16 protein-coding genes are annotated in these 16755 nt (G+C 67.1%); 9 read left to right on the forward strand and 7 right to left on the reverse strand.

The window, feature by feature from the left end; genetic code table 11:
* The first annotated feature begins 96 nt into the window (after positions 1 to 96).
* A complete protein-coding gene (locus QNN98_RS02620; protein ID WP_227911915.1) occupies positions 97 to 942 on the forward strand; it encodes an HpcH/HpaI aldolase/citrate lyase family protein in 846 nt (281 codons plus the stop codon).
* A 45-nt stretch (positions 943 to 987) separates the two neighbouring features.
* Here QNN98_RS02620 and QNN98_RS02625 read toward each other — a convergent pair whose 3' ends face one another.
* The 3 genes from QNN98_RS02625 to QNN98_RS02635 form a co-directional block, all read right to left on the reverse strand.
* The gene (locus QNN98_RS02625) at positions 988 to 1575 is read right to left on the reverse strand and encodes a dienelactone hydrolase family protein (RefSeq protein ID WP_283996176.1); all 588 of its coding nucleotides are present in this window, start codon (positions 1573 to 1575) and stop codon (positions 988 to 990) included.
* A gap of 8 nt (positions 1576 to 1583) precedes the next feature.
* Positions 1584 to 2057: a ribonuclease E activity regulator RraA gene (gene rraA / locus QNN98_RS02630; RefSeq protein WP_283996177.1), complete on the reverse strand. Its 474-nt coding sequence runs from the start codon at positions 2055 to 2057 to the stop codon at positions 1584 to 1586.
* A gap of 69 nt (positions 2058 to 2126) precedes the next feature.
* Positions 2127 to 2693, reverse strand: a complete 567-nt coding sequence (locus QNN98_RS02635; RefSeq protein WP_227911912.1) for a TetR/AcrR family transcriptional regulator — start codon at positions 2691 to 2693, stop codon at positions 2127 to 2129.
* Between the two features lie 122 nt (positions 2694 to 2815).
* Here QNN98_RS02635 and QNN98_RS02640 point away from each other — a divergent pair, with 122 nt between their 5' ends.
* Together QNN98_RS02640 and QNN98_RS02645 are read left to right on the forward strand one after the other, a co-directional pair.
* Entirely contained in the window at positions 2816 to 4339 is a 1524-nt protein-coding gene (locus QNN98_RS02640) for an MFS transporter (protein ID WP_283996178.1), read from the forward strand.
* 205 nt (positions 4340 to 4544) lie between these two features.
* Complete coding sequence (locus QNN98_RS02645) at positions 4545 to 6176, forward strand: carboxylesterase/lipase family protein (protein ID WP_283996179.1); 1632 nt, start codon at positions 4545 to 4547, stop codon at positions 6174 to 6176.
* Between the two features lie 126 nt (positions 6177 to 6302).
* On the opposite strand, the gene QNN98_RS02650 is transcribed toward QNN98_RS02645, so the two are convergent.
* Positions 6303 to 6743, reverse strand: coding sequence for a universal stress protein (locus QNN98_RS02650; RefSeq protein WP_283996180.1), 441 nt, complete (start codon positions 6741 to 6743; stop codon positions 6303 to 6305).
* A gap of 119 nt (positions 6744 to 6862) precedes the next feature.
* On the opposite strand from QNN98_RS02650, the gene QNN98_RS02655 reads away from it, so the two are divergent.
* Positions 6863 to 8095 carry a multidrug effflux MFS transporter gene (locus QNN98_RS02655; RefSeq protein WP_283996181.1) on the forward strand — a complete coding sequence of 411 codons (1233 nt, stop codon included), beginning with the start codon at positions 6863 to 6865 and terminating at the stop codon, positions 8093 to 8095.
* 99 nt (positions 8096 to 8194) lie between these two features.
* A complete protein-coding gene (locus QNN98_RS02660) occupies positions 8195 to 9103 on the forward strand; it encodes an SDR family oxidoreductase (protein WP_283996182.1) in 909 nt (302 codons plus the stop codon).
* A gap of 73 nt (positions 9104 to 9176) precedes the next feature.
* Here the strand turns inward: QNN98_RS02660 and QNN98_RS02665 are convergent, their stop codons facing one another.
* Positions 9177 to 10313: a TIGR04086 family membrane protein gene (locus tag QNN98_RS02665; protein ID WP_283996183.1), complete on the reverse strand. Its 1137-nt coding sequence runs from the start codon at positions 10311 to 10313 to the stop codon at positions 9177 to 9179.
* 610 nt (positions 10314 to 10923) lie between these two features.
* Here QNN98_RS02665 and QNN98_RS02670 point away from each other — a divergent pair.
* Positions 10924 to 11424 (forward strand): DUF456 domain-containing protein, encoded by a 501-nt coding sequence (locus tag QNN98_RS02670; protein WP_227925646.1) that lies wholly within the window; start codon positions 10924 to 10926, stop codon positions 11422 to 11424.
* A gap of 119 nt (positions 11425 to 11543) precedes the next feature.
* Positions 11544 to 12296 (forward strand): class I SAM-dependent methyltransferase, encoded by a 753-nt coding sequence (locus tag QNN98_RS02675; RefSeq protein WP_283996184.1) that lies wholly within the window; start codon positions 11544 to 11546, stop codon positions 12294 to 12296.
* Positions 12297 to 12318: 22 nt separating this feature from the next.
* Here QNN98_RS02675 and QNN98_RS02680 read toward each other — a convergent pair whose 3' ends face one another.
* Complete coding sequence (locus tag QNN98_RS02680) at positions 12319 to 13848, reverse strand: S10 family peptidase (protein ID WP_283996185.1); 1530 nt, start codon at positions 13846 to 13848, stop codon at positions 12319 to 12321.
* A gap of 196 nt (positions 13849 to 14044) precedes the next feature.
* Here QNN98_RS02680 and QNN98_RS02685 point away from each other — a divergent pair, with 196 nt between their 5' ends.
* Together QNN98_RS02685 and QNN98_RS02690 are read left to right on the forward strand one after the other, a co-directional pair.
* Positions 14045 to 14926 (forward strand): manganese catalase, encoded by an 882-nt coding sequence (locus tag QNN98_RS02685; RefSeq protein WP_227925641.1) that lies wholly within the window; start codon positions 14045 to 14047, stop codon positions 14924 to 14926.
* 176 nt (positions 14927 to 15102) lie between these two features.
* Positions 15103 to 16362: a cytochrome P450 gene (locus QNN98_RS02690; RefSeq protein ID WP_283996186.1), complete on the forward strand. Its 1260-nt coding sequence runs from the start codon at positions 15103 to 15105 to the stop codon at positions 16360 to 16362.
* Here the strand turns inward: QNN98_RS02690 and QNN98_RS02695 are convergent.
* Positions 16359 to 16727: a hypothetical protein gene (locus QNN98_RS02695; RefSeq protein ID WP_283996187.1), complete on the reverse strand. Its 369-nt coding sequence runs from the start codon at positions 16725 to 16727 to the stop codon at positions 16359 to 16361. The two genes, QNN98_RS02690 and QNN98_RS02695, sit on opposite strands and share 4 nt — an antisense overlap.
* Between the last annotated feature and the right edge of the window lie 28 nt (positions 16728 to 16755).

Raw genomic sequence — 16755 nt, forward strand, 5'->3', positions numbered from 1 at the left:
GGGACCCTACTGATACCGGCGTCACACAGGTGAGGGTGCCCACAATGACGGCCGTCGCATTTTAGGAACCGTGCGCCCTGAAAGTAGGGTCTACTTATGGCCCCATTTCGAAACAGCCGCGCGGCTGCGCTCCCCGCAAAACTCTCCCGTTCCTGGCTGCTGGCCTCCGCAGCCAACGAAGCGAACTTTGCACCGGCGCTCGCTTCTGAGGCTGATTCCGTGGTCTTCGACATGGAAGACGCCGTCCCCGCGCCCGGCAAGGCCGAAGCCCGTGAACGCGTTGTCGAGGCACTGTCCACCGGCATGACCGCCTGGGTGCGGGTCAACGGCATCGAAACCGATTACTGGGCTGATGACCTGGCCGCCCTGTCCAAGGCTCCGGGCCTGCGCGGCGTGATGCTGGCCATGACCGAAAAGCCCGAGCAGGTCACCCACACCGCCATGCGGCTGCAGGCCGGCACCCCGGTGCTCGCCCTGGTGGAATCCGCCCTCGGCATTGAAAACGCCACCGCCATTGCCAGCGCACCCGGCACCTTCCGGCTCGCCTTCGGCGTCGGCGACTTCCGCCGCGACACCGGCGCCTCGGACGAGCCGATGGCCCTGGCCTATGCCCGCTCCAAGCTCGTGGTCGCCTCCCGCGTGGGCCAGCTGCCAGGCCCCATTGACGGCCCCACCGTCGGTGCCCTGGGCGAGAAGCTGCTGGACGCCTGCAAGGTCACCCAGAGCATGGGGATGACCGGCAAGCTCTGCCTGATGCCCGAGGCCGCGGACTTCATCAACCAGGGACTGTCGCCGAGCGAATCCGAAATCACCTGGGCGCACGAGCTGCTCGAAGCGCACGCGGCCGGCGCCGTGGTGGGCGACGGCTCCTACCTGCCGCGCCTGGCCCGTGCACAGAAGATCTCCTCGCTGGCCGATTCCTACGGACTGTGGAACGCCTAAGCGGTTTTTAGCCGGCCGACCAGCGGCGGTTTCTCACCAGCCTGGTCAGCCGGCCGCGTCCGCCCGGTCCAGCAGCCGCAGCACCATCCGGGTCAGGGCAAAGGCAGCGTCCATGTCATAGTCCGGCTGGCTGATGTCCGCGAACAGATGCGCCGCGCCCGCATACAGGATCAGGTCCGCGTCCGGGCTGGCCGCGGCCAGGTTCTCTGCGGCGTCCAGGTCGCCCTCCTCCACGAAGTACGGGTCGGCGTCCATGCCGTGGATTTGCACCGGCACCGCTGCGGGCCAGCTGTCGGCGAAGGTGCCCAGCGGTGCGCACGCGCTAATTAGCACCGCACCGCGGGCGCCGGGCCGGGTCTGCGCCAGCCGCTGCGCCGGCATCACGCCGAGTGAAAAACCGATGTAGACCATCTCCGGCGGAAACCGCTCGGCAATCCGTACGCCCAACTCTTCGACGGTGTCCATACCGAGCTCGGCGGCGTACTCGATCCCCTCGTTCAGGTTCCCGAAGATCCGCCCGTCATACAGGTCCGGCACGGTTACGGTGTGCCCGGCCTCGCGCAGCACCTCAGCGAAGGCGTCCATCCCCGCGGTCAGGCCCAGGGCGTGGTGGAAGAGCAGGACGTTTGCCATCGGTTCTCCTAGGGCTCGACGAGGATGCCATCCTCGTCCGCGTACAGCACCGCACCGGGACGGAAGGTGACGCCGCCGAACTCTACGGGCACATCCACCTCGCCGACAGAGTTCTTGGCGCTCTTGCGCGGATTCGAGCCCAGCGCTTTCACGCCCAGCGGCAGCTTGGCGACGGCGGTGCGGTCGCGGATGGCGCCGTTGATAACGACGCCGACCCAGCCGTTCTCCACGGCGGCCCCGGCAATCAGATCCCCCATCAACGCGGTGTTCAGCGAGCCGGCGCCGTCGATCACCAAGACCGCGCCGTCTCCGGGGGAGTTCAGCAGGGATTTCACCAGGCCGTTGTCCTCCAGGCAGCGCACGGTCCGGATGGGGCCGGTGAAGGCGGTGTGTCCGCCCAGGTCCTTGAACTGCAGGGACACGGAGGCCAGCTCGTCGCCGCGCTCGTCATAAAGGTCAGCTGTGCTCAGTCGGGTTTCCATGGCACCTACTGTGGCAGAGGCCGTGCCCCGTGTCGGCGCTGCCACGCCGTCGCCGGTAAGTTGCCCGGGCTAGGCCGTGGCGGGCTGGGCGTGGGACTTCAGGACATCCACAATCTGGAGCAGGTCGCCCACCGAGCTCGAGCGGTTGTCCCGTGTGGACTGGGGCCAGCCGCCGGGCAGCCCTTCGTTGTAATACAGTCCGTCGGCCAGCAGCGTGATGGCCCGGGCGATGGCCGGATCGCCCACTTCCTGCTGCACCATGTCGAACCAGCTGCTGTGGATCTGCTGCAGCAAGTCGGAGGCCGTGGGATCCGAAGCCTGCGCCAGCCGGACCACGCCGATCAGCGCCCGGTCCAGCGGGCTGCCCACGTATACCGAGCTGCGGACCAGGTACCGGGCGGGACCTTCGGGATCCTCCCGCATGGCCTGCAGATCGACGTCGGCCAGCTCGCGCAGCCGCTCGATCAGCGCCCCGGCCATCGCTTCCTTGTTCTTGAAGTGGTACAGCAGGCCACCCTTGGAGACCTCGGCGCGTGCCACCACGGCGTCCAGGGTGGCACCGCGGGGGCCTTCGTTGATCAGCAGTTCCTCGTAGGCATCGAGGATACGGTCCCGGGCGGGACGAGAGTTGGGCATGCTTTTACGCTACGCCATGAGCGGACTCAAATGCGGGCATTTGGAACCATACAGTCTAGACGGTACAGTAGCTAGTCGAGGTTTTCCCTCACGAAATCCAAACACTTCAGAAGGAGGATGCCGTGCTGGCGGTTCAGGAAAGGCCCGCAGAAACGCGCGCTGGTAAGCGCGAATGGTGGGGACTTGCTGTCCTGATGCTGCCGGTTCTGTTGATCTCCATCGACAACAACGTGCTCAGCTTCGCCATCCCGTCGCTGTCCCAGGCGCTGGCCCCCAGCGGCGTGCAGCTGCTGTGGATAGTGGACATTTACGCCCTGATCCTCGCCGGACTGCTGGTTCCCATGGGCAGCCTCGGGGACCGGATCGGACGCCGGCGGCTGCTGATGATCGGCAGCGTGGGATTCGGCGTGCTCTCCCTGGTGGCGGCGTTCTCCGTTTCCGCCACCATGCTGATCCTGGCCCGCGCCCTGATGGGTGTCTTCGGTGCCATGCTGATGCCCGCCACGCTGTCGCTGATCCGCAATATCTTCACCGTGCCTTCCCAGCGCCGCGTGGCGGTGGCCATCTGGGCAGCCGGTTTCTCCGGCGGCGCAGCCCTGGGCCCGATTGTGGGCGGCGTGCTGCTGGAGCACTTCTGGTGGGGCTCGGTCTTCCTGCTCTCCATCCCCGTGCTGCTGCCGCTGCTGATCTTCGGCCCCATCCTGCTGCCCGAATCCAAGGACCCGAGCCCGGGCGCGGTCGATATCCTCGGCGTCGTCCTGGTTATGGGTTCGATGCTTTCGATCACCTACGGCATCAAGACCTTCGCGCACGACGGCGTGGTGCCCGGTCTGCCGATCATCCTTGCCGGCCTGGTGCTCGGCACCTTGTTTGTGCGCCGCCAACTGCACCGCGAGAAGCCGATGCTGGATGTGCGGCTGTTCCGCAACCCCATCTTCACCGGCTCCATCAGTGCCAACCTGCTCAGCCTCTTCGCCATGGTGGGCTTCATCTTCTTCCTCTCCCAGCACCTGCAGCTGGTGGTGGGGCAGTCGCCCATCGAAGCCGGCCTGACCATGCTGCCCGGACTGGTGCTGACCATCATCACCGGCCTGGCCGTGGTGCCGCTGGTGAAGCACTTGAAGCCTGCCTACGTGGTGGCCGGCGGCCTGCTCTTCAACGCGGCCGGCTACGCCCTGGTGTTCTTCGCCGGGGAATCGGTCACCGTGATGGAACTGGTGGTGGCGTTCCTGTTCCTCGGCGTTGGCGTGGGTGCGGCGGAAACCATTTCCAATGACCTGATCCTTGCCAGCGTGCCGCCGTCCCGGGCCGGATCCGCCTCGGCGATCTCCGAGACCGCCTACGAGATCGGCTCCGTGCTGGGCACCGCGGTGCTGGGCAGCATCCTCACCTCCGCCTACCGCACCCACGTCACCGTGCCGGACGGGCTGAGCCCCGAGCAGGCGGCTTCCGCCGGGGAAACCCTGGGCGGGGCCTTCGACGCGGCGCAGTTCCTGCCGGCGGAGAGCGCCTCGGCCCTGCTGCACTCGGCCCAGGCCGCGTTCGACTCGGGTGTCAGCCTGACCTCGCTGATCGGCGTGCTGGTGATGGTGGCGGCCGCTGCCGGCGCCGTCGTGCTGCTGCGCAAGGCACCCGCCGGGCACTAAAAGGCCGGGCCTCCCGGTGCCCTGCCGCGCGGTGCCCGCTAGTCCCGGTGCGGCCGGGCCGGGAAGTCTTACGTCTGCAACAAGAAATCATTCAAGACGTTGACTTCTTTCACACCACGACGCTTGTGCCCCGCTGGGTGACACTCAATACTCGTGATCCCACAGCCCGTACGGATCGAGCTGGGTGACCAGAGGAGTTGACTCAATGAAGAGTTCACATCGAGGACTGCGTCAGTTCGGGTTTCGGCGGCGGGCCGCCAAGGTGGCGGGTGCAGCCGTCCTGGGTGTAGCGCTCGTTGCAGGTGCCTCGGCCCTGCCCTCAGCGGCAACGGCTTCGCACGGCCACGAGCAGGGTCATCAGGGCCTCGAGGTGCAAACCCCTTTTGGGAAGGTGCGGGGTGAGGAACGGGGGAATTCGCAAGCCTTCCTCGGTCTCCCCTTCGCACAGGCTCCCGTGTATGACCTGATGTGGAAGGCGCCAGTGGCCCCGGAGAAGTGGAAGGGGGTCCGGGATGCCACCGAGCAGGCACCCGCATGCCTTCAGTTCGAGCCGACAGGCGTCAAGAACGATCAGCCGACCAGTCTGGATTGCCTGTATTTGGATGTGTACCGTCCGGCACGGATTCCGCGGGGCACCCAGCTCCCAGTGATGGTTTTCTATCATGGTGGCGCCGGAACCCAGGGATCAGGCGTGCTGTACGGCGGCCAGACCCTCGCCGACCGGGGAGACGTCATTGTTGTCAGTACCAACTATCGCCTCGGCGCTTCGGGGACCCTTGCCCTGCCCGCACTCGACGCAGAGAACCCGGACGTGGGCGGGAACTTCGCACTCCTGGACCAGATTGAAGCGCTGAAGTGGGTGCAACAGTCCATCTCCTCCTTCGGCGGTGACGTCAACAATGTGACCATCTTCGGGCAGTCAGCAGGCGGCGGAGCGGTCTGCCGGCTGCTGGCGACACCGCTCACCGAGGGACTCATTAACCGTGCCGTGATTCAGAGTTCGGCCTGCACTGCCGGTGAGATCACCAAGGAAGAGGCTCACGCCAGCGGACAGTCCTATGCGGTTGCAGCAGGGTGTGCCGACGGCCCGAACCAGCTCGACTGTCTCCGAAAGGCCTGGCCCGCCGCCCTGGTCAAGGCGCAGGCAGTGGTCAACCGGACCAGTGCCTACACTGGCACGGCGGTGCTGCCCCAGTCGGCGGGGGCTGCAATCGCTGACGGCAACTGGCACAAGGTTCCCGTGATCGTAGGCAACACCCGATGGGAGCAGAAGCTCCAGAACCAGCAGCTGGCAGACATTACCGAGGCCGAATACGAGGCGATGGTGATGGAGGACTATGGAGACATTGCCGGTCCGCTGGTTTTGGCCGAATATCCGGCAAGCGCGTATGAGGCGCCCTTCTATGCACTGGCGTCCATGCGCACGGATGCTGGAGCCGGTTGTTCGGTGGATAGGAACGCGAAACTGTTCCTCGGACAGGGCGTGCCCGTCTACCGGTATCTCTTTGAGGACCCGGGCAGCCCAACGCTGTTTGGGTTCCAACCCGAGGGAATAGATATGTCCAGCGCCCACAGCGCCGAGTTGGCCTACCTGTTCGACTTCACGTTGGGAGATCGCCCGCTCACCGATCAGGAGCAGGAGTTGGGCCATTCGATGCAGGACTACTGGGCTGCGTTCGCCAAGTCGGGAGCACCCACTGCGCGGGGCGAGCTGAAGTGGCCGGCTTACACCCTGGCAGGCGACCAGGCGATCGTTTTTGCGCCGGAGGTTTATGTCACGACCGGGCTGTACGACCTCCACAACTGCGCGTTCTTCGAGTCGCTGCCGGCAGCATAGTTGCGCAGCCGGGCGGCGGGAGGGTGCGTCAAGGCTGTCCCGCCGCTCTGACTTTCTTTTGGACCCGCCAGGGCCGCATCGCCGTCGTCGGCCGTAAGGGCTTCCGCCCCGCTGGACCCGGCAGAGCTAGTCCCGGTGCGGCCGGGCGATCAGGACCGGGCAATAGGCGTGGGACGCGACCGCGGCGCTTACGGAGCCAAGCAGCAGTCCGGCAAAACCGCCCCGGCCGCGGTTGCCCACCACCAGCATTTCCGCTCCCCGGCTGGCTTCCATCAGCACCCTGGCGGGCTGGCCGGCCACCGCTTCCTGGGTGAGGTCCTCCGGAGCTCCGCTGCCCTCGAACGCCGCGTCCACCGCCTCGGCCAGTGCCCGCTCCGCTTCCACCCGCGGTGAGAACTCCGAGGTGGGAAACGGCATGGCCAGCATGGCCGGGTACTCCCAGACGGTGACCGCCTGGATCCGGCAGCCGAGCAGCTCGGCGAGCCGGGCCGCCATGCGCAGCGCGGCAATGGACTCCTCCGAGCCGTCCATGCCCACCACAATCCGTTTCCGGTGTGCCTCAGCCATGGGGGCTCCTTCCAATGTTTGCGTCCAGCCAATGTTTGCGTCCAGATACCCAGCAGTGTGCGCTTCATGAAGCGGTAATGGCCAGAGCACGGCGGCCCGGGCCAAATAGGATGTGGCATATGCCTGCCCTACCCGGATCCGCCCGGACAACCACCGCCATGACCACCGGGCTCCTATTGGTCCTCGCCCTGCTCTCGGCCACCGGCCCGTTTGCCACCGACCTGTACCTGCCCTCCTTCCCGCAGATGGCGGACCAGCTGGACGCTTCGGCCACAGGGGTGCAGTTCAGCCTCACCGCGTTCCTGATCGGCATGGCCGCCGGGCAGCTGGTCTTCGGGCCGTTCTCGGACCGGTACGGCAGGTCCCGTCCGCTGCTTCTCGGCTCGGTGCTGTTTGTGCTCGCCTCAGTGGTCTGCGCCGTGGCCCCGAACCTGCCGGTGCTCATTGCCGGCCGGCTCTTCCAGGGCCTGTTTGCCTCCGCCGGCGTCGTGATTGCCCGTGCCATCGTGGCGGACCTGACCTCCGGGCCTGCCGCGGCCCGCACCTTCAGCCTGCTCATGACCATCGGCGGTGTTGCACCGGTGCTTGCCCCCACCGTTGGCGGCATCCTGGCCGGCAGCGTCGGCTGGCGCGGAGTGCTCTGGGTGCTGGCAGGCCTGGCCGCTGCCATGCTGGCCGGGGTGGCCGGCGTCGTGCGGGAAACCCGGCCGGCGGAAAAGCGCAGCAGCGGGCCGATCCTGGGCGGTCTGGCCTCGGTGCTGCGCCGCCGCCGGTTTGTAGGTTACGCGGTGCTGTTCGCCTCCACTTTCGGTGTGCTGATGGGCTACATTTCCGCGTCCCCGTTCATTTACCAGTCCCTGATGGGCCTTTCTCCGGCCGGATACGGGGTGGCCTTCGGCATCAATGCCCTTGGACTGGTGCTGGCCGGATTCATTTCCGCCCGGCTGGCCCGCACGGTGCCGCCGCGCCGTACTGTCAGCATCGCCGTTCCGGTCCTGCTGGGTGCGTCCGCTGTGCTGCTGCTCCTGGTGCTGCTGGATGTTCCGCCGCTGCTGCTGGCAGTGCCGATCTTCCTGGCCGCCTCTTCGGTGGGCTTCATCATGGGCAACACCACCAGCCTGGCCCTGGCCGAGGCGGGGTTTGCCGCTGGCAGCGGTTCGGCCGTGCTGGGCAGCGGACAGTTCCTGTTCGGTGCGTTGGTCTCCCCGCTGACCGGGATTGCAGGCGAAGACACCGCCCTGCCGCTGGCCCTGGTCATGTGCGGCTCCGGGCTGGTGGCCCTGTTGGCGTTGCTGGCCACCCGCGCGCCGTCGTCGGCTCCCGACTTGAGCCGGAACGGGAACCGGGCATAGGGTGATAAGCATACTTACGTTCGCGTGAGTGACCGCCTTTTACGGCGGCCCGTATCCGGACCGCCCGAATGGACTGACCTACCGAAAGTGGGAACTTCTGTGACAAACGGCAACAAGACGGACCAGTACACCTTCCAGAACCCCGTGGACCGCTACCCGAGCATCGCTCCGCCCGTGCAGGACCAGTCGGAGCCCGGCCTGGACAAGGACATGACTCCGCATGTGGACCACGGCGAGGACACCTACCGCGGCACCGGGCGGCTCGAGGGCCGCAAGGCACTCATTACCGGCGGCGATTCCGGCATCGGCGCGGCCGTGGCCATCGCCTTCGCCCGTGAGGGTGCCGACGTCGCCATCTCCTACCTCCCCGAAGAGGAGCCCGACGCCGCGCACATCGCCGAGGTGGTGGAGGCAACCGGCCGCAAGCTCGTGAAGCTGCCCGGTGACCTGAAGGACCCCGCGTACTGCAGCCAGCTGGTGGAAGATGCGGTGTCTGCCCTGGGCGGGCTGGACATCCTGGTCAACAACGCCGGCAAGCAGATTGCCGTGGAGAACCTCGAGGATCTCTCCGACGAGCAGCTGGACCACACCTTCAAGACGAACATCTACTCGTTCTTCCGGGTGACCAAGGCAGCACTGAAGCACCTACCGGCCGGTTCCAGCATCATCAACACCACCTCGATCCAGGCCTACCAGCCCTCCGCTGACCTGCTGGATTACGCCAGCACCAAGGCCGCGATCAACAACTTCACCAAGGGCCTGGGCCAGCAGTTGGCACCCAAGGGCATCCGCGTGAACGCCGTGGCTCCGGGTCCGTTCTGGACCCCGCTCCAGCCTTCGGACGGACAGCAGAAGGACGCCCTGACCACGTTCGGCCAGGACGTTCCGCTGGGCCGCGCGGGCCAGCCGACCGAACTGGCTCCGGCCTACGTCTTCCTGGCCTCCCCGGAATCCAGCTACGTGATCGGCGAGACGCTGAACGTCAACGGCGGCACCCCCGCGCCGTAAGCGTTGGTTTCCGCTTAACCAAAGGAAGGGCCCCGCAGCTGCGGGGCCCTTCCTTTGTGTTGTGCCCTGGGTATTAGCGGCTAACCGTCTCTTCGGTGCGGAAGTCGGCGCGGTCAATGCGGCGGTGGAACCGCATGCCGGCCAGGCCGCCCAGGATGGCGCCGATCAGGGTGACCACCAGGCTCGCGGCCACGGCAAGCCAGGTGCCGGCGCTGACGTTCTCCAGGTCCTCCGGCAGCGGGGCCACGGAGTTCAGCTGGCTGATGCTGCGGATGTCGCTGCCGTAGATCAGGCCGAGGATGACGACGACGGCGGCGGCGATCAGCGCCCACAGCCAGACGGCGAGTCCCTGCTTGAGCCCGTTGAAGCGTGCCATCCGGCCGGCCACGTAGCCGCCGGCGTAGTAGGAGAGCAGCAGCACCACAAGCATGATGATGGCGCCGATGATGCCCGCGGACTGGTTGGCGGCGGCTGATTCCAGTGCCGCACCCAGATTCGTTTCAGCGGAGAGGCCGATGGCGGCGCCGATAGCCGCGGCCAGTGCCGAAAGCAGCACCACCATGCCGGTGGCGGTCAGCCAGCCGAAGAAGGCCGAGCCGAACTTCATGCCGCCGAAGCGCTCCTTTTCCCGGGCCAGCAGTGCTTCCCGGTTGGGGAGGGCAGCTTCGCGGACCACGCCGTCACGGTCGGCGTCGTCGTGACGGGTGCCGTGGGCGTCGCGTACATCCCGGTCTGCGCGGTCGGTGTGCCGGTTGTGGTCCGTCTCCTCCGGGAGGTCCCGGCTGGCCGTTACCGGGGCAACCCGCGTGCGGGTGTCTTCGGCGTGGCGGGAGTCCGTCGCGGGGACCGCGCGCGTGGCGGTGTCCTCGGTGGCGGGGACCGCGCGCGTACGGGTGTTCTCGTCGGCGGTGTGGCCAGCGGTCGGGTGCTCATTCGAGACGGCCGATGCAACCCGCGAGTCCTCATATCCGTCTGCGGGCTGGGCCGTGTGGCTGCCCGTGTGGCGGCCGGTACCCTCAACCGGAGTGGTTGCAGGTGCGGAGTCCGTGCGGATCACCCTGGTGCCGGTATCTTCGGTGCCGTGTTCCGGGGCAGTGCGGGCGGCGTCATCGGCAGCGGGCCGGTCTGAGCGGTCCCGCATCGGACCGCCGTCACCGGCGCCGCGGCCGGCCGCGGAAGCGTTAGAGGTGTTCCCTGGTTCGGTGCTCATTACTGCATCTCCTGTTTTCCGTCCGGTGATTCGGGCTGAAGATGCCACCATATAAGCATCCTTACTAATTTCTCCACCCGACGTGGCGGGCAGTTTGCGGAATTTCCGGGCACCGGGCCGCCGAATCGCTCCGTTTTGGGGAAAATCGACCGGTTTGGGAATTCCCTGCCGGTTCAAACCGGCGGCAGAATCCCGAACTGGCAGCAGAATCCCAAACCGGCGGCAGAATCCCAGACTGGCGGCAACACGTCCCGGGCACAGGACCTACCCCGGTGAACCCGCCCGCATCCCGTCGCGGCAATCTGGCGCCCCCCCCGCAAGCCGTCAAACCCATTCAGTGTGCAGCAGATGCGGCCTGGCCGGTCCCGAAGGAGCATCTGCTGCACTATGAACGTCGCGGCGGCGCGTTCCACGGAGTCAGGGCGCACCGGGCGCCCGAATCGCTCCGTTTTCGCTCCGTTTTGGGGAAATTCGACCGGTTTGGGAATTCCCTGCCACTTCAAACCGGCAGCAGAAGCCCAAACTGGCAGCAGAATCCCAAACCGGACGCCAAACCACTCCCGGGAACCAAAATGCGCAGGTGGCTCGAAACCGATGGAAGACTGGTGCCATGGATCCCGACCTTCTGATAACCCTCGTCGCAGCCCTGGTGATCGCCGTGGGGCTGACCGGCATTGTGGTGCCCGTGCTTCCCGGCAGCATCCTGATCATCATTGCCCTGCTGGGCTGGGCCTACGGCGTGCAGAGCCCGGCCGGCTGGTGGACCTTCGGGATCGGCGCGGTGCTGCTGGTCGCCGGCATGCTCGCCAGCACGTTCCTCACCGGGAGGCGGCTGAAGGAACGGAAAATCCCCACCCGCTCCATCGTCGCCGGTGTGGTGCTGGGCGTCGTCGGTATGTTCACCATCCCGGCCGTCGGGCTGTTCGTGGGATTCGCCGTCGGCCTGCTGCTGAGCGAGTGGCTGCGCCAGCGGGACCTGCGCACCGCCTGGTCCTCCAGCCTGGCCACGCTGAAGGCCATGGGGATCGGCATCCTGGCCGAACTCGCGCTGGCGCTAACCGCCGGCGGTATCTGGGGTGCGGGCGTCTGGGTGCACTTCGCCACCCGCTAGGTCGACGACGACGACGGCCAGCCAGTACCGGTGCCGGCAGCACCCTTCCCGCGCCGCAGCACCCTTCCCAGGCGGCAGCACCCTTCCCGCGCCGCAGCACGGACCAGTAGGCTCTGGACATGAATGAGCCCGGGATCAACCGCCGTCTCCGGGCAGTGGAGGACCTCCTCACCTTGATGGACGGCCTGTTTGTCCAGGACGCAGCGCGGTGGACCGAAACGGCCGGGGGAGCATGGTGGAACTCCTTTTACTCCGACCGGAGCCGTCCTGTCCCGTTCTTCGCGGACAAACCAGATGAAAACCTTGCCGCACTGGTCCGGAACACCCTGCGTGCACCAATCCGAGTCTTGGATCTGGGCTCTGGACCGGGACGCAACGCCCTGTTCCTCGCGGAGCAGGGCTGCACTGTCGACGCCGTGGACCTCTCGTCCACCGCGGTCGAGTGGGGGAAGGAACGGGCCCGGGACCGAAATCTCGACGTCGCTTTCACCTGTGGCGACGCGTTTACGCTCCCGCCGGAGGCAATCCCCGGACCTTACGGACTGGTCTACGATTCCGGCTGCCTCCACCATCTTCCGCCGCACCGGCGGATCAGCTACCTGCAGCTGCTTGAGCGCACGCTAGCCCCGGGCGGCTACTTCGGCCTGGCCTGTTTCGCCAGCGGGCAGATGGGATCCGAGCTCCCCGATGACCAGCTGTACCGGGACGGACAGTTCGAGGCGGGCATGGCCTTCAGCCCGGCAGATCTCCGCTGGATTTTCGAGGACTTCGAAGAGATCGCGATTCGGCCCATGATCCCCCAGGGCAAAGACTCGCCCTTGTTTGGAGAACCGTTCCTGCTCACCGCGCTTTTCCGCAAGCCCGAGGCCTAGAGGCCCGCTGCCCCCGCCCCGACTACTCCGCCGCGGTCACGAATTCCGCCAGGTTCCGCAGCTGATCCACCCGGCACTCGGGCTTCACGTACATCATGTGCCCGGCCTCGTAGTAGTGGTGGCTGAACCGGGCCCGGGCGGCGTCGTCCATCCGCAGGTGCGCCCACACGTATTCCGCGGCGAAATGCGGGGTCGCGCCGTCGTAATAGCCGTAGTCCACATGCACCCGAAGCGCCGGAATGTGCACCAGCAACCGTTCCAGGGTGCCGGTGACATCCACCGGGACGCCCTCGAAACTCTTGTAGCTCCAAGGCCGGACCCGGCCGGTAAGGATTTCGTAGGGCAGGTCATTCTCGTAACCCAGTTCGGCGCGCAGATAGTGGTTGACCGCTGCCGAGTAGGGACCGTTGATTGCCGTCATGCTCGGATCGTCCCAGTTGATCCAGTCCTGCTGGTGCGCCGGCGCCGCGGTGAACCGCCCGTCGATTCGGCCCACCGCCAGGTTCTCTTCCCGCAGCAGCTCGGCCGAGAACATGGAGTAGTCCCAGCGCAGGTTGGTGCGGCGGATGAACCCCTCGCTCAGGGTGGTGATTTCCGCGAGCCGGCGGACGACGTCGTCGTACTCCTGCGCGCCCAGCCGGGACCCCTTGTGCAGGGCCAGCACGTAGTCCCCGGACGCGTACTCTTCGGCTTCCCGCACGACGTCGGCCAGCTCCCGGCCCGGATGGCGGCCGTGGTAGTGCGCAATGGCGGCGTACGTGGGCAGGTGCAGCGGATACGGGGTGTCCCGGCCCGGCGCGAAATCCAGGGTCGCCATGTTCAGCACCGTGGAGACCAGGCCCAGGCCGTTGACCGCCAGCCCGTAGGCGTCAAACAGTTTCCCCGCCACGGCGACGGCGCGCAGGGTGCCGTAGGACTCGCCCACCAGGTACTTGGGGCTCAGCCAGCGGTTGTTGCGGGTGGTCCATAGCCGGATCACCTCCGCCACCAGGTCCCGGTCCTCTTCGAAGCCGTGGAACTCGCCGGCGTCGTTGCCGTCCACTACGCGGGAGAAGCCGGTGTTCACCGGGTCGATCATGACGAGGTCCGCGTGCTCGAGCAGGGTGTCCGGGTTGTCGACCAGGCCGAACGGCGGCGGAGCCAGCGCACCGGCGTCGCCGGAAACCACCATCCGCGGACCGAGCAGGCCCATGTGCAGCCAGACCGAGGCGGACCCGGGCCCGCCGTTGAACGCGAACACCACCGGACGGCGGTTGGGGCCGGTCTCGGGAGCATCCGCAGTGTAGGCGACCATGAAAATTTCCGCCTTGGGCCGGAAGCCGTCCGACTTGCCGTCCTTGACCTCTTCCTTGCGGAACACCAGCCGGCCGGCGGTGGTGGTGTATTCCCGGCCGGAGGGCAGCGTGTGGCGGCGGACGGCGAAGTCGTCGCTCACGTCGACCTTGGCGCCGGCCGCGGCGGTGCCGGATGCGGAGGAGGCGGAGGAGGCGCCGTCGCCGGAGATGCCGGAAGCCGGCGGGGCAGGGGGTTCGGGATGTTCCGGGGAGACCATGGCAAGCACACTACCTGCCCGGAACCGGTTAACCCGGGATCTCTACGGACGGTTTCACTTTTCGGGGCGGGCAGCGTCCGCTTTGCTCTTCCATGCCTCCGGCCATCGGTCTACGTTGGGAGCACCGTGACCGGCCGCGGCTCCCGACATGCGGGTTCCGTCTCCCGCGGCGGTCCCCAAGGTGCGGAGGAATTGCATGTTTTTCCATAAACAGGAACTCCAGTTCAAGTCCACCCCGGACAAGCCAGACGCCGTTTATGCCCGGAAACTGCAGGAGGTCCTGGGCGGCCAGTACGGTGAAATCACTGTGGCCATGCAGTACGGCTTCCAGTCGTGGAACTCCCATATACCGGGCAAATACCGGGATCTGCTCTACGGCATCGCCGCAGAGGAAATGGGCCACGTCGAAATGCTTGCCATCATGATTGCCCAGCTGCTGGAAAAGGCTCCGCTGGGAATTACCAATGACGCCGTCCAATCCGATCCGACGGTAGCGGCAGTGATGGGCGGCATGGACGTGCAGCACGCGATTGTTGCCGGTGCGGGTGCCCGCCCGGTGGACAGCAACGGCAACCCGTGGACGGGCGGTTACATCACGGCCAGCGGCAACATGCTGGCGGACTTCACCTCCAACGCCAACATCGAGATGCAGGGCCGCCTCGCCGTGGCTCGGCTCTATCACATGACCGATGACCATGGGATCCGGGACCTGCTGTCCTTCCTCCTGGCGCGGGACACAATGCACCAGAACCAGTGGACCACCGCGGCCCTGGAACTTCAGGCGGAGAACATGGAACAGCTTCCGGTCCCCAGCAATTTCCCGCTGAGCAAGGAATACCGGGAGGTGTCCTACCAGTACCTGAACTTCTCCGACGGCCAGCATGCGTCCGAGGGCTCCTGGGCGAAGGGCCCAACCCCCGACGGGCACGGGGAGTTCAGCTACCACGACGGACCCACGACATCGGCCCCCATGCCGCCGCCCACCCATCCGGATGTACGGTTCTACGGCACCACGGAGGTGCCCAACACCGTGGAGAAGGCAGCGGGCAGCGCGCAGGACAAGCTCAAGAAGGAGTAGCCGCCACCCCGGGGACGGCATGACCGGCAGAACCGGGCGCGGCAGGACGGCGCCCGGTCCTGCCGTGCCCGGGCACCGCCGGGCAAGCCGGGCAACCTGCGCACCGGCTGATTCCCGCCGCGGCGGGCCCCTCGGTAGGCTGGGAAACAAAGCACCCTGACTATCGAGGACGTCCTTTGATTCCGAAACTGCCCTCACCGGACAGCTCCCTGGCCTTCCTGCGCGAGGGCTACACGTTCATTTCTTCCCGCTGCGACCGCCTGGGCACCGACCTGTTCCGGACCCGGATTGCCGGCCGCCCCGTGTACTGCATGCGCGGTGCCGAAGCGGCGCAGATCTTTTACGACGGCGACCGGTTCAGCCGCAAGGGCGCCCTGCCGCCCACTGTGGTGCACCTGCTCCAGGACAAGGGCAGCGTCCAGACGCTCGACGGCGCCGCGCATCATCACCGCAAGGCTATGTTCACGGCCATGATGGCACCCGAGTCCATTGCCCGGATCGGCTCCATCTTTGAGGATGTGTGGCGCCGCCGCACCGCCGGCTGGTCCGGGAAACCCGTGGTGCTGCACGAGGAAGCCCGCTGGATGCTTACCGCCGCCGCGTGCGAATGGGCCGGCATCCCGCAGCCCGACGCCGTGGTGGACCGGCGGGCCGCCGAGTTCGGCCTGATGGTGGACCAGGCCGGGTCCTTCGGCCCGGCCAACTGGTGGGCGCAGCTGCGCCGCCGTAGTACCGAGAGATGGGCGCAGGGAATCGTCAGCGCCATCCGCTCCGGTGCCCTGGAGGTGTCGCCGACGTCGGCCGCCGGCCTGGTGGCCGGGCACCGGGACCCGGAGGGGCAGCTGCTGCCGGTGGACATTGCTGCGGTGGAACTGCTCAACGTGCTGCGCCCGATTGTGGCCGTGGCCCGCTTCATCACCTTCGCCGGCACGGCGCTGGTGGAACACCCGCAGTGGCGGCAGCAGTTCGCCGGCGGCAGCGACGACGACCGAGCCGACCTGGAGCCGTTTGCGCAGGAGGTCCGGCGCTTTTATCCGTTCTTCCCGGCCATCGCCGGCACTGTGCTGAAGGACTTTTCCTGGAACGGCCACGACTTCCGGCCCGGTTCCTGGGTGATGCTGGATATCTACGGCACCAACCACGATTCCCGGCTGTGGCCGGATCCGGAGGCTTTCCGCCCCGAACGGTTCCGCACCTGGGATGACAACCCCTACCGGCTGGTGCCGCAGGGTGCCGGGCAGGTGTCCAAGGCCCACCGCTGCCCGGGGGAGGGGCTGACCCTGGAACTGGTGAAAACCGCCGTGCGGCTGTTGGCCGAAGGCGGGTACGGGGTTCCGGCGCAGGACCTGAGCATCTCGCTGTCCCAGCTGCCCTCAATCCCGCGGTCCGGGCTGCTGCTCACCGCGGCCGGGCCCGCCGGCAGGGGTACGGTCTAGCCGGCCGCCGGCCCGGGTACGGGGTCGGGCCCGGGTACGGGGTCGGCCGCCGGCCCGGCTCCGGTCCCGGCTGCAGAATGGCTGCTGTTCTTCCCGAAGTAATGCGCCAGGAAGAAACCCATCGCCACGGCTCCGGCGGTCACGGCCGCGCGGTTCCGCTGGTCCAGTCCGCCCCGGCCCAGCAGCGCGGCGCCGCCCACGGCGTTGACGGCACTCCAGGCGGCGTTGGTTACCGGACCGGAGAGGCCTACGCCGGGCGGCGAGGCAAACGGTGATGGAAACTGCCGGCCCTGCACGGCGCTGACGCCGTGCGGTACAGCGTTGGCCAAGAGCACCCCGGCGAAGAACTTGGAAACCATAGTCATGGGGCGAGCGTACCCCGGAGGTTCTGCC

It is taken from the genome of Arthrobacter sp. zg-Y1143 (assembly GCF_030125565.1).
Classification (GTDB): domain Bacteria; phylum Actinomycetota; class Actinomycetes; order Actinomycetales; family Micrococcaceae; genus Arthrobacter_B.